Origin of the sequence: Aeromonas piscicola, from assembly GCF_000820005.1 — a bacterium.
Taxonomy (GTDB): domain Bacteria; phylum Pseudomonadota; class Gammaproteobacteria; order Enterobacterales; family Aeromonadaceae; genus Aeromonas; species Aeromonas piscicola.
Genome location: NZ_CDBL01000052.1, coordinates 430284 through 443693, shown reverse-complemented (window position 1 = coordinate 443693; position 13410 = coordinate 430284). Strand labels below are relative to the sequence as shown.

Here is a 13410-nt window from a genome sequence, read left to right as displayed (position 1 = left end):
AGACCAGATGTATCGCTTGTAGTGAGATAAGGAACCAACGTCATGGCTATTCATGGAGCTACACCGGTTATGTTGAAGGCTATCGACAGCCTGCAGCTCGCCAACGTCAATCCCGGCAGCAATCAGAAGCTTGCCCTTCATCTGGGTGAAGGCAAGGAGTACAGCATCCATATCGGCAAGAGTGGGGATGTCTCCGTACAGCGGGACTTGGCCCATTTAAGCACTCTGGGCCGCATCAAGAATGCGGTGGTCGATTTCTTTAGCAGAGCCGCCACCAAGGGGGAGAGTGCGCTCACCACCCGGGCCACTCAAATTCAGTCCGAGGTGCAGCGGCAGCTGACCGAACTTGGCCAGATCAAGAAGATTGTGCATCAAGCCTTTAACCAGCCCATCAGCGAGTTCAAAAACGATGCCCAATATCTGAAACCGGGCAGCGATCCCAAGACCGCGACTCTGGCGGATGTTACCGACTCAAACAAGAATCGGCTGGGTCTTGAGGCCATGAGCGATTCCTCTCGGGAATTTGCCATGGAGCACTTCTCCAGTTTTATCAACGGGAGAGACGCCATCTTCGGCCTGCTGAGTTCCCGTGCCATCGAGCAGACCAATACACTGTTCGCCTCGCTGAGCAACGATCCCAAGGCATTGCAAGAGGCATTAAAGGTGCAGAGCCAGGAGTCGGAGGTGTTCAACACCAAGGTCAATGCCGAGTTCAATCGCAGCTTTATCCAGCTGTTTGAGCAAAGAGCCAGCGCCGAGCTGGACGCCCTGACCGAGGAAAACACCCGCGCCAACGAAACCTCACCGCAGGTCGAAGAGCGCATTGGCTCATCGGACGGGGAGAACGTCTCCGCCAAGATGAAGAAAAGCGTGCGCTTTAACGACAACCCGGTGAGCAGTGTCAAGGTGTTCGAGCTGGAAGAGGGCAGAGCACTCAATATCAAGGTGTGACCCTTGTGGTGAATATGGATGACGGCCCTGCCCGCTCGGTGGCGGGGCCATCTCTTTGTGATCTTGCCCTGCCCCTTCGAAGATGACCGGGCAACCGGACTGGAGTGTTGTGTTGGATATCTATCAGAAAATCGTGGCCGAGCTGTCGGTCGAACCGCTGGCCTTCGATGAAAACGGCGTCTGCACGTTCGAGATCCAGCGAGCAGCAGAGGAGGCGACTGCCCCCTTTGTGGTCAATCTCGTCGCTCAACCCGACGAGATTGCGCTAGTGCTCTCGGTGACCACGGCGAGCGATCTTCCCGAGCGTCTGTCTCGCGAGTTGTTCCTGCGCTTTGGCGAGCATGCCCTCGCCCCCTTGCGCCATGGCTACGGAGTCGGCATCTATCCCGGCACCGAGCGGGTATCGTTTTTCTCCCAGATCGCGCTGGGGAACTATCGCCCGCAGCAGATCAGGGAGAGCCTCGCCGAACTGCTGGAGAAGGCTCACGAGTGGGAGGCCAGCTTGTCCCAAGAGGGGCAGACCCCGCATATGACAAAGAGCGAGATGGGCGCAGGCCAGAACATCCGGGTATGATGGCCAAAGCCAGAAAATGGACAATAAAAGAGGGAGGCATGATGCCTCCCTCCCTCTTTGTTCCTGATCTAACAACAATCAGGCCAGCGGCGGCGTCCGTGGCGGCACTATACGCTTGCTGCCGGTGGACTCGAAGGCCGAGGCAAAGCGCAGCAGCTTGTTGTCGTCATAGGCGCGACCGGCGAAGGTCAGCCCCACTGGCATGCCAATATCGGCCATCACCCCCATGGGGACTGTGACGGTCGGCACGCCGAGATGGCGAATGGCGAGGTTGCCGTTGGCGACCCAGATGCCGTTGCTCCAGGCGATATCGGCGGAAGCCGGATTCACATCCGCATCAGCCGGGCCGACATCGGCGACGGTCGGGAACAGCACGGCATCGAGCTTGAGCCCGTCCATCCAATCTTCCAGATCCAGCTTGCGGGTCTGCTCCAGCCCACGCAGACCGTCCGGCACTGTGGGGATCTCGTCAAAGCGCTTGATGCCGCGCTTGGCCATCTTGACGTACTCGTCCATGCCCGCCGCCAGATCGCCCTCGCGGTTCGGCAATGTGCCCGGATCGTGGGGGAAGATCTTCGGCCCATCGACATCGGCCAGCTTGTTCAACTTGGGGTCGCCGTTGGCGCGCAGGAAGTCGTCGAACGCCCAGCCGGAGAGCTCCCACAGCTCGTCGTTGAGAAACTCCGGGCTCACGATGCCGCGATTGAACACGGTCGGCGCGCCGGGTCTGTCCCCTTCGCAGTTGGAAACCAGCGGGAAGTCCACTTCGACAACGATCGCGCCAACGGCTTCCAGCGCCTGACGGGCCTGCTCCCACAGGGCAATCACGGTCGGACGGGTATGAATGCGCTGACCGGTCGGGCCGCCGATGCCGGGGTTCTCGCTGGTGCCAGCCAGTTCATCCTTGTTGATAAACATGCGCGGCACGCCGAGGCGCTTGCCCTTGAGGACATCGGCCTTGGCAGCCAGATCCAGATAGGAAGCCGGACGCACTTCAGAGGCCTTGGGCAGTTGCACCCAGGGCTGCATGCGCCACAGATCGCCACGGGTGTCGCTATCGTCGGCGACCACCACATCCAGCACTTCCAGCAGATCGGCCATGGTACGAGCATAAGGCACCACCACGTCCATGGTCGGGGTCAGCGGCCAGTTGCCGCGCACCGAGATGACGCCACGGGACGGGGTGTAGGCACACAGACCGTTGTTGGAAGCTGGGCCACGGCCGCTCGACCAGGTCTCTTCGGCCAGACCAAAGGCGGAGAAGCTGGCGGTGGTGGCAGTACCGGCACCGTTGGAGGAGCCGGAGGCAAACGGCGCTGTCAGGTAGTCGGCATTGTAGGGGCTTTCGGCACGGCCATAGACGCCGCGCTGCATGCCGCCATTGGCCATCGGCGGCATATTGGTTTTGCCTAGGCAGATGGCTCCGGCGGCGCGCAGCCGCTCAACGGTAAAGGCATCGCGCTGGGCCACCAGATCCTTGAAGGCCGGGCTGCCGGAAGCGGCAGTCAGCCCCTTGACCAGATAACTGTCTTTGGCGGTGTAGGGGATACCGTCCAGCGGGCTCAGGGTTTCACCACGGGCGCGGCGGGCATCGGAAGCCTCGGCCTCTTTCAGCGCATCGGGATTGGGTACCACCACGGCGTTGAGTTTGGTGGCACTCTCGGGGCCGTTGTAGACCTCGATACGGGCCAGATAAGCCTTGACCAGTTCGACCGCTGTGGTGCGGCCTGCTTCGAGCGCGGCACGCAGCTCGGCAATGGAAACCTCGGTCACTTCGATCATGTTGATCTCCTGTAAAGGGTGACTGTTTGTCATGATGATCGCCGCATCAGCGCCTGCGACCATCACACCATCAAGAGATAAAACCCCACGGAGTGGGGTTTTGAATACCAACCACTGCTGGCGTAAACCGGTTTACGACCCGTCGCGAGAGGCCGTCAGCAAGGTGAAGAGCAGCGCAGGAACCGGAGCGTATAAACATACGTGAGGCTTCCGAGCAGCACATAAGCCTTGATCACGGCCTCGCAGCAGGATCGTCATCCGGTTCTTACTTGCCAGAGGGGATTTGCTGGGTAATGCAGTGGATATTGCCACCGCCCAGCAGGATCTCGCGGGCCGGCACGCCGACTACGGTATGATCCGGGAAGATCTCTTCCAGAATGCACTGGGCTTCGCCATCGGTGGCGGCATCCAGCAGCGGGTAGACGATGCGATCGTTGGTGATGAGGAAGTTCACATAGGAACCGGCCAGACGGCCTTCTGCCTCGCGCGGTACACCGCTGCCGCTCTCGACACCGGCAGACTCCTCTTCGGTGCAGAACAGCGGGCCCGGCTGGGGCAGCTTCCACACTTTCAGCTTGCGACCCTTGGCGTCCACCGCCGCTTCCAGCACCTTGAGGGCGGCCACGGAGCGGGCGTACTGGGGATCGTTCTGGTCGTCAGTCCAGTGCAGGGCAACTTCACCCGGACGCACGAAGCAGCACATGTTGTCGATGTGGCCGTCGGTTTCGTCCATGTAGACGCCTTCGTCCAGCCAGATAAAGCTGGTGACGCCCAGATAGTCGCGCAAGTGCGCTTCGATCTGCTCTTTGCTCAGGTGCGGGTTGCGGTTTTCGTTGAGCAGGCACTCGGCGCTGGTCAGGCAGGTGCCTTCGCCATCGACGTGGATGGAGCCCCCTTCCAGAATGAGCGGCGCGTCGTAACGAGCCATGCCATGCTGGGCCAGCATCTGGGCCGCCACTTCCTCATCCTGATTCCACGGGTAGTAGAGACCACCCTTGTGGCCGCCCCAGGCGTTGAAGCCCCAATCTACTCCACGGCACTCGCCGGCAGCGTTGGTGACGATAGTCGGGCCTGTGTCGCGAGCCCAGCAGTCATCGCTGGCCATTTCGACCAGGGTCACGTGAGCGGGCATGATGGCGCGGGCCTGCTCCATAAACTGGGCTGGCACCCCCATAAAGACCGGGGTAGCGCCGCCGATGGCATCGGCTACCTTGGCAAAGGTGGGCTGGGCGAAGCGACCGGCTTCACGCCAGTTGTCCGGGCGAAACGGCCAGATCATCCAGACGGCCTGCTGGTGCGCCCACTCGGCGGGCATGGTGAAACCGTCGGCGGCCGGCGTGGAATTAATGGTCTTGATGCTCATCGCAATATCCTTGCGGGCCTGTGATGGCGATGCACGCCTCACGGGGCCGGTAATGGGGGAAACGGGCGGGCCCCGGCCGCGTGCCGGACGGGCGCCCCCTGGAAAAAATAAGCGTGGCCCGCAGTGTAAGAAGTTGCGCACCCATCCATCAAATGAATAGGATGGATTGTCCCATAAGTACGGCAAATGATCCCACCATGAAACTGCACCAGCTCGACCTCAATCTGCTGCTCGCCTTTGACGCCCTGATGACACAGGGCAGCGTCACCCGCGCCGCCGAGACGCTCTTTATCAGCCAGCCCGCTATGAGCCACGCCCTCGGTCGGCTGCGCACCTTCTTTGGCGACCCGCTGCTGGTGCGCACCCCGCAGGGGATGCTGCCGACCCCGCGCGCCCAGCGGCTGCATCTGGGGGTGCAGCAGGCGCTGCGGCTGCTGGAGCAACAGCTATCTGACGAAGAGGTGTTCGAACCGAGCCAGTCGAAGCGGCGCTTCGTGCTCTGCACCACGGATTATGTGGAGTGCGTGCTGATCCCGCCGCTCATTCAACGGCTCAGACGGCTGGCACCCGGCATCACCATAGAGATCCGCATACTGCGCGACACCCTGCCGGAGGCGGAGTTGGCGAGCGGCGAGATCGATCTGGTGCTGGGCTTTGACGAATACATGCAGGTGCCGGGGTATCTGGGCAAGGAGACCTGGCTCACCGAGCCGCTGGCCGGGCTGGTGCGTGCCGATCTGCCGATTGCCACATCCGCCCCCGCCGGGGCCGAAGATGACCCCTCCCAGTGGATGGAGCGCATCACCTTACAGCAGCTGATCGCCATGCCCCACGTGTTTCACTCGCCGCTTGGCACCTCGGAGGCGAGCCTGGACCGCTATCTGCAGACGCTGGGCTTCAGCCGCACCATCTCGGTCAACAGCCAGAGCTATATGTCCGCCGCCGCCATCGTCAGCCAGAGCGATCACCTCTTGGTGCTGCCCAGCATGGTGGCCGAACTGCTCGCCAACCACTGGCCGCTGAAAAGCCTGCCATTGCCTGCGGACGTGCCCGACTATCACCTCAACTGCGTCTGGCACCCCGTGCATGCGCAACAGCCCGCATTGGTATGGCTCAAGGATCTGATGAAAGAGCTGGTTGGCCCCAGGTAAGCCCGCTGCGATCAGCATCCCCAGAAACAACAGTGGCTCCCGCGGGAGCCACTGTTGTTTATCTGCCTGTCATCATGCCCGCAGGGCCGTCATCAGCTGGGTGACGACGCCATCGAGCAGGGCGTGGTCGGGGCGACACTGGGCAAAGGTGACCAGACCCTGAATGTTGATCAGCAGGAAGGCGGTCAGAGTCGGGATGTCGCGGTCGGCCATCAGCTCGCCGCGCTGCTGGGCGAGACTCAGGATCTGCGCCAGATCGGCGTCCAGCTCGGCATAGATGGCCTTGAGCCGCAGGTGCAGCTCTTCGTCCTGCTCCGCCAGCTCCATCAGGGTGCGCGTCACCAGACAGGTGCCGCACAGGGCATCGTTCACTATCTGGCTGAGGTAAGCCTGTACCCCCGCCAGCGGGCTCTGGCCGGCAAAGAAGCCACGGCGCAGCGCGCTTTTTTCCTGCACATAGTGATCGACCGCCGCCAGCAGCAGGCCGCGCTTGTTGCCAAACGCAGCGTAGAGGCTGCCCGGATGCAACCCGGTCGCCGCCACCAGCTCCTGCATGGTGGTCTTGGCGTAACCCTTGGCCCGAAATGCCTCCATGGCATTTCGCAAGACGTCGTCCCGGTTGAACTCGGCGCTGCGCATGGTTTCTCCGTTGAAAAAGCGATCACCGGCGCAGAGCCGATGAGGGGGAACAAAAAGGGCGGCAAGTTTACCCCAGCGGGCAGGCAAGACCAACCCATGTTGAATGCTCGTTCAAAAAAGACTTGCACACAAAACAAAAAACGTCTTGAATGCACATTCAAGAATCACTCCCTCAGGACAGATGATCATGAATACCCTGTTTCAGCCCTATCGCCTCAACGACACTCTCACCCTCGCGAATCGCTTCATGATGGCACCGCTCACCCGTTGCATGGCCGGCCCGGGCCTGGTGCCCACCGAACAGATGGCCGCCTATTACGCCCGTCGTGCCGACATCGGTCTCATCATCTCCGAAGCCACCATCATTCGTCCGGACGGCCAGGGCTATCCCAATACCCCCGGACTCTACAGCCCGGAGCAGATCGCAGGCTGGAAAAAAGTCACCAGCGCCGTGCACGCCAATGGCGGCAAGATCTTCGCCCAGCTGTGGCACGTGGGTCGCCTCTCCCACCCCTTCTTCCATCATGGCGAAGTGCTGGCACCGTCTGCCGTCGCCCATGAGGGCACGGTACCGCGCATGCGCGAGCTGGAGTATCAGGTGCCCCGTCCCCTGACAGTGGCCGAGATAGGCCAGCTGGCCGAGGATTATGCCCAGGCCGCCGCCAACGCCATTGAAGCTGGTTTTGACGGGGTGGAGATCCACGGCGCCAACGGCTACCTCATCGATCAGTTCCTGCACCATTCGAGCAACCTGCGCAGCGACCAGTACGGCGGCAGCCCGGAAAACATGAGCCGCTTCGCACTGGAAGTGGTGGATGCGGTCAACGCCCGCATCGGGGCAGATCGAGTGGGACTGCGTCTCTCCCCCGGTGCCTATGTGCATCTGGAAGGTGACAAGCGGGATCGCGCCGTGTTCGATTATCTGCTGGCCGAGCTGAACCAGCGCGCCCTGGCCTATGTGCATCTGGGCATCTTCGATGACAGCCTCACCTTTGACTATCTGGATGGCCGCGCCTCCGACTACCTGCGCGCCCACTACGACGGCCATCTGGTGGGAGTCGGCAACTACAGCGCCGACACCGCCCTGGATGCCATCAAGGCCAACCGGTTCGACCTCGTCGCCATCGGCCGCCCGCTGATCGCCAACCCGGACTATCTCGCCAAAGTGCAGAAGGGCGAGGCACTGACCCCTTATGCCGACGCCATGCTGACAGAGCTGGTGTAAACACGCCGGTTCATGACCAACCAAGGATGGGATCCGCGCCCCCGGGCGCGGGTTTCCAATGTTTGGGCCCCTTTCGGGCCCTTTTTTATGTCCGGCCTCTCCTTGTCCGCCTCATGATCCACTACTCACCCCCCATAAAAAGGTTGCTAGTGACAACTAGTTGGCTATATTGGTTGTTGAAGACAACCAAATAGGAAGCCCTGATATGGATCCCCGTCCCCTGCGCGCCCTGTCGCGCGATCTGGTTCGCGAACTCGGCATGCTCTCCCAGCAGTGCGGCGAGCTGGCGCTTACCCCGCTCGAAGCCCATCTGCTGATCGAACTGGAGAACGGCCCTGCCACCAACCAGCAGCTGGCAGAGCGGCTGCGCATCGACAAATCCAATGCCAGCCGCCCGCTGGCGCGACTCGCCGAGCGCGAGCTCATCAGCTGGCACCCCCATCCGTCCGATGGCCGCAGCAAAGAGGCGCGCCTCACCATCGCCGGCCAGGCCCAACTGCTGGATCTGCATCAGGAGATGGACAACGCCATGGAAGAGACCCTGGCCCAGCTCACCCTGAGCGAACGCGAGCAGCTGTGGGCCGGTCTGCGTCTCTACCGCAGCGCCCTCTCCCGCGCCCGCCGTCAGCAGGGCTACCGCATCCGTCCCATCACAGCCGCCGACAACCCCCATATCGCCGCCGTGGTGCGCGCCGTCTCCGCCGAATACGGCCTCACCGCCGACAAGGGCTACGGGGTGGCCGACCCTGACCTCGATCGGCTGCACGAGACCTACCAAGGGGAGAAGAGCCGCTATTGGGTGATCGAAGGACCTGATGGCACCATCCTCGGCGGTGGCGGCATAGCGCCGCTGGCGGGGGAAGAGGATCAGGTCTGCGAGCTGCAGAAGATGTACTTCATGCCCTCCCTGCGCGGGTTGGGGCTGGGTCGACGGCTGGTGCTGCAGGCACTGGACGAGGCGACAACCCTGGGTTACCAGCGCTGCTATCTGGAAACCACCGAGGTGTTGCGCGAGGCGACCACGCTCTACGAATCCATCGGCTTCGAGCACCTGCCAGGGCCGCTCGGCTGCACCGGCCACGATGCCTGCGAGATCTGCATGATGCTGTCGCTCACCCGAAGCCCCTCAGCATCCTAGCAATCGATGAATCCGGTTCAGACCGGGCACCACAAGCCGCCAACAAAAAAGACCCCGCCGAAGCGGGGTCTCTTATGTCATCAACCTGCAGATATCGCGCGCCTGCAGACAAACACGCTGTGATCAGTGTTCGCGAGTCTGACGGAAGTGAACGTCCGGATGACGTTCCTGAGACAGACGCAGGTTGACCATGGTCGGGGCTATGTAGGTGAGGTTGTCACCGCCATCCAGCGCCAGGTTCAGCTCGTTCTTGCGCTTGAACTCCTCGAACTTCTTGACGTCGGTCCCTTCCACCCAGCGGGCGGTGGAGACGTTGACCGCCTCGTACAGGGCCTCGACGTTGTATTCGCTCTTCAGACGCGACACCACCACGTCAAACTGCAGCACACCGACCGCACCGACGATAAGATCGTTGCTGATAAGCGGACGGAACACCTGCACAGCGCCCTCTTCGGAGAGCTGGACCAGCCCCTTGAGCAGCTGCTTCTGCTTGAGCGGGTCGCGCAGGCGGATGCGGCGGAACAGCTCGGGCGCGAAGTTCGGGATGCCGGTGAACTTGAGATCCTCACCCTGGGTGAAGGTGTCACCTATCTGGATGGTGCCGTGGTTGTGCAGACCTATGATGTCACCGGCAACGGCCTCGATAGCCTGCTCCCGATCACCGGCCATGAAAGTGACGGCGTCTGAGATGTTCACGTCCTTGCCGATGCGCACATGGCGCATCTTCATGCCCTTGCTGTAAGTGCCGGACACCACGCGCATGAAGGCGATACGGTCGCGGTGTTTCGGATCCATGTTTGCCTGGATCTTGAACACGAAGCCGGAGAATTTCTCCTCGGTCGCCTCGACCAGACGGCTCTCGGCCTTGCGCGGCATAGGCGCAGGCGCCCAGTCGGTCAGGCCATCCAGCATGTGGTCGACGCCAAAGTTGCCAAGCGCAGTACCGAAGAAGACCGGGGTCATGTCGCCGGCGATGAAGGCCTCGTGATCGAACTCGGGCGAGGCGCCCTGCACCAGTTCCAGTTCACCACGCAGCTGGGCTGCCAGATCCTCGCCGATGGCGGCATCCAGATCCGGGTTGTGCAGGCCCTTGACCACCCGCTTCTCCTGGATGGTGTGGCCCTGACCGGTCTGATACAGGTAGGTCTCATCCTTGTAGAGGTGATAGACACCCTTGAAGGATTTGCCGCAGCCGATGGGCCAGGTGATGGGGGCACACATGATCTTCAGCTCGCGTTCCACCTCGTCCATCACTTCCATGGGATCGCGCACTTCGCGGTCCAGCTTGTTCATGAAGGTGAGGATGGGGGTATCGCGCAGCCGGGTGACTTCCATCAGCTTGCGGGTCCGGTCTTCAACACCCTTGGCGGCGTCGATGACCATCAGGCAACAATCCACGGCGGTAAGAGTACGGTAGGTATCTTCAGAGAAGTCCTCGTGACCCGGGGTATCGAGCAAGTTGACCAGACAATCGGCATAGGGGAACTGCATCACAGAGGTGGTGATTGAGATACCACGCTGCTTCTCCATCTCCATCCAGTCGGATTTGGCATGCTGGCCTGAGCCACGGCCCTTGACGGTACCGGCGCGCTGAATGGCCTGTCCGAACAGCAGGACTTTTTCGGTGATGGTGGTTTTACCCGCATCCGGGTGCGAGATGATCGCAAAAGTGCGTCTCTTGGAGACTTCACTCAGAAATTCAGCTGACATAGTTCAACGTTCTTCTATTGAGCGATGGCCTTGGCCACCGTGGGAATAAATCCGGGATGCCGCATTCGACTCACGGCACATTTGCATGTATGCGGCCTCGGGTCCGCCGGCATACACAGGACTGCATGCAACTAACGCCACGCGGGCGGGCATCGAGGCCAACCGGGTGGGACAGGGGAAGCGGGTTGCATTACATGGGTCTTCTCGCCTGAGTCAAAGCAAAATTGCGCGACATTATACCCGCGCGAGTGAAAAATACCCAGCCCGGCTTAGGGCCGTTCGCGAAGGGCGCCGGGGGCCCCTACTCGGCCAGCATCACCCGATTGCGGCCGGCCTGCTTGGCCCTGTACATGGCCTCGTCGGCTCGCTGGATCAGATCCCCCAGGCTGTCGTCGAGGGGGCTGTATTGAGCACAGCCTATGCTGACGTGCACCGGATGCCCCTCTGGCATCCCCTCGATGCGCAGCTGGGAAATCCGATGGCGGATACGCTCCGCCACTTCGACCGCCTCCGCCATGCAGGTGTCGGGCAACAGTACCAGAAACTCCTCGCCACCATTGCGCCCCACCCTGTCCAGAGTACGCAACTGGGCGGCTATGCACCTGGCGACGGCCGCCAGCACCAGATCCCCCATGTGGTGGCCCAGCCTGTCGTTGACCTGCTTGAAGTGGTCTATGTCCAGGATCAGCACGCACAGGGACTTGCCCTGCTCTCTCGCCTGCTTGAACCAGGCCTGTCCCTGGGCCTGGATCTGGCGGCGGTTGTGGATGCCGGTGAGGTCATCTGTCATGGCGAGCTGGCGCAGCTTGCGGGAACGGTTGAACTGGTACAGCGCCAGCATGCCCATCACTACCAGCAGCAGGATCACCACCACGTATTGCCATTGCCGCCGCTCCTGCAGTTGCTTGAGCTTGGCCTCCTGCAACAGCTGCTTGGTCTTGAGGGCCTGGTTCTCCAGCTCCTTGCGGGCCAGATCGAACTCGAAGCGCATCTGCAGGGAGCGCTGCTCCCTGAGCACCAGCTCGAGGGCGTGCCGGGTCTGCACGTAAAGCTTGAGACTGGCCAGGGCCGCGTTGACCTGGCCCTGCTGCTCGAGAATGCGGGCCCGCACCTCGTAGACTCGCGCCAGGAAGCGCTGGTTTTTCTCCCTGGCAAAGATGGGTTCGGCGTGCGTCAGGTAGTAGAGCGCCTGGGTCGGATGGCCCAGCGCGTCTTCCGCCATACCCATCACCAGTTGCCAGTGGCCCAGGGTCACGCTGTCGACATCCTCGCGGCTGCGCAGTATGACATCGGCCTGCTGCAGTCTGGCCATGGCCTCGACCACCTTGCCCTGGTTGATCAGGATGGTGGCCATTTCGATCTGGATCCAGGCCAGCAAGCCCTCCTTGTGCTGCGAATGATAGAGCTGCTCGGCCTGCATCATCAGCGGCAGAGCGCGGTCGAACTCCCCCATCTCGGCATAGAGCAACCCCTGCTGGGAGCGAATGTCCACCAGCCGCTCCTGATCCCCCAGGGTGCTGTAGTCGCGCTCCAGCTCCTGAAAGTAACCTTCGGCCCGCGCATAGAGCCCCATGCGCCGGTAGGCGTTGGCGATCTGGGACAACACCTCCCGCGCCTTGCCATCCTGCCCCAGCGCCTCGAAGCGCTTGTGTGCATCGATGAGCTCCATCAGCCCCTCGGCCAGCTCCCCCTGATAGGCTTTCATGTCGCCACGGTAGCTGAGGATGTCGGCCTCCTGCCCCCGATCGCCCAGCCTGCGCGCCAGCAGCAGCGCCTGATCGTAATCGGCTTTGGCCTGATCCATGTTGCCCAGCATCTGCTGATAAAAACCGCGACAGGTGAGCAGGCCGCTCTCGGTGATCCTGTCCTTGCGCTCACGGGCGAGGGCCAGCTCCTTGTCGGCAAAGGCCACCACGGCGCGATATTCGCTGTCCCGCTCGGCAGTCATGGCCCAGCACTGCAGCCTGACTATGCGGCCCTGCACCTCGGGCGGGTAAGCGGCACGACTCGCCACCAGGGCGGCGATGCGCAAGCGGAACATGCGGTCGGGCTGGAATCCCTCCTCCAGCAGTTGCAACTCTCGGGACAGTTGCGGCTCGACGAGCGGCACCCTGGCCGCCCACGCGGGGGCGCCACACAGGCTGGTCAGCAGGATCAAGGTCATGATGCGTTTCATGCCGGTTCGGTTTCCCCATTCGATGGTGCTGGCACTCGGATGTCCCATCATATCTCTCCTTGCCGATGGGCACAGCAACCAGAGTGAGGGAGAGAAAAACCACCGGTTCAGGCTGGCCCTCACACTGCCGATCTCATCCCCTTTACAGGAGGAAAATCAGCGTCGACTATAGGCGGCATTCATCACAGGGAAGAGTGCCTTCATGACACACGAAGAGCTGCAGGCCGCCTATGACAGTAAAGCCAGCCATCAGCTGATAACGCGCAAAGGAGGAACAGCCTGTATCCCACCTCGCAAGAATGAGGGGTTATGGGAAAAGGAACATCCGAGAAATGAGGCTGTGTTGGTGATGCGCAAAGAGGGACTGGCTCACAGGAAACACGTGCAGGGGTATCACCGTCGTTCACGGGCGGAGACAGCGATGTGCCGGTTTAAATAGTTGATGGCAGGAAAAATCAGTCTGCGTAACTACAACGACCAAGTGGGAGCAGTAATGGCATATGTGAGCGCGATAAACAAACTGAACGCCCTTGGCCTGCCTGTCAGAAAAACCCGTGTGTAGGGGTCACTTCGGGCTGAGGCAGTGATGACTTGATGGCTTATTTTGGAATCAACGCCAATGTTGACCAATCTCAGCATTTATTTGAAACATTTAACATTGCTAATGAACTTTAATTATTGTAATTTCAATCTGTTGATTC

General features: G+C 61.3%; 10 protein-coding genes and 1 pseudogene. 6 read left to right on the top strand and 5 right to left on the bottom strand.

Going from position 1 to position 13410, the window contains the following annotated elements; genetic code table 11:
• Window positions 1-42: 42 nt before the first annotated feature.
• Together BN1128_RS12675 and BN1128_RS12670 are read left to right on the top strand one after the other, a co-directional pair.
• The gene (locus tag BN1128_RS12675) at window positions 43-951 is read left to right on the top strand and encodes a hypothetical protein (protein WP_209428562.1); all 909 of its coding nucleotides are present in this window, start codon (window positions 43-45) and stop codon (window positions 949-951) included.
• 109 nt (window positions 952-1060) lie between these two features.
• Window positions 1061-1525, top strand: a complete 465-nt coding sequence (locus tag BN1128_RS12670) for a CesT family type III secretion system chaperone (RefSeq protein WP_244464589.1) — start codon at window positions 1061-1063, stop codon at window positions 1523-1525.
• A 78-nt stretch (window positions 1526-1603) separates the two neighbouring features.
• On the opposite strand, the gene BN1128_RS12665 is transcribed toward BN1128_RS12670, so the two are convergent.
• Both BN1128_RS12665 and aguA read right to left on the bottom strand, forming a co-directional pair.
• Entirely contained in the window at window positions 1604-3307 is a 1704-nt protein-coding gene (locus BN1128_RS12665) for an amidase (RefSeq protein ID WP_042869223.1), read from the bottom strand.
• Window positions 3308-3572: 265 nt separating this feature from the next.
• On the bottom strand, window positions 3573-4670 hold the full coding sequence (gene aguA, locus BN1128_RS12660; RefSeq protein WP_042869221.1) for an agmatine deiminase: 1098 nt from the start codon (window positions 4668-4670) through the stop codon (window positions 3573-3575).
• Between the two features lie 197 nt (window positions 4671-4867).
• Here aguA and BN1128_RS12655 point away from each other — a divergent pair, with 197 nt between their 5' ends.
• Window positions 4868-5821, top strand: coding sequence for a LysR family transcriptional regulator (locus BN1128_RS12655; protein WP_042869219.1), 954 nt, complete (start codon window positions 4868-4870; stop codon window positions 5819-5821).
• Between the two features lie 72 nt (window positions 5822-5893).
• On the opposite strand, the gene BN1128_RS12650 is transcribed toward BN1128_RS12655, so the two are convergent.
• Complete coding sequence (locus tag BN1128_RS12650) at window positions 5894-6460, bottom strand: TetR/AcrR family transcriptional regulator (RefSeq protein WP_042869217.1); 567 nt, start codon at window positions 6458-6460, stop codon at window positions 5894-5896.
• 187 nt (window positions 6461-6647) lie between these two features.
• Here BN1128_RS12650 and BN1128_RS12645 point away from each other — a divergent pair, with 187 nt between their 5' ends.
• Entirely contained in the window at window positions 6648-7685 is a 1038-nt protein-coding gene (locus tag BN1128_RS12645; RefSeq protein WP_042869215.1) for an alkene reductase, read from the top strand.
• A 205-nt stretch (window positions 7686-7890) separates the two neighbouring features.
• Entirely contained in the window at window positions 7891-8823 is a 933-nt protein-coding gene (locus tag BN1128_RS24670; protein WP_042869213.1) for a bifunctional helix-turn-helix transcriptional regulator/GNAT family N-acetyltransferase, read from the top strand.
• A gap of 123 nt (window positions 8824-8946) precedes the next feature.
• Here the strand turns inward: BN1128_RS24670 and prfC are convergent, their stop codons facing one another.
• Entirely contained in the window at window positions 8947-10533 is a 1587-nt protein-coding gene (gene prfC / locus BN1128_RS12635; RefSeq protein ID WP_042869211.1) for a peptide chain release factor 3, read from the bottom strand.
• A gap of 301 nt (window positions 10534-10834) precedes the next feature.
• Window positions 10835-12697, bottom strand: a complete 1863-nt coding sequence (locus BN1128_RS25890; RefSeq protein WP_042869374.1) for a GGDEF domain-containing protein — start codon at window positions 12695-12697, stop codon at window positions 10835-10837.
• Window positions 12698-12935: 238 nt separating this feature from the next.
• On the opposite strand from BN1128_RS25890, the pseudogene BN1128_RS24665 reads away from it, so the two are divergent.
• Window positions 12936-13271: pseudogene (locus BN1128_RS24665) on the top strand (transposase); the annotation flags it as partial.
• Between the last annotated feature and the right edge of the window lie 139 nt (window positions 13272-13410).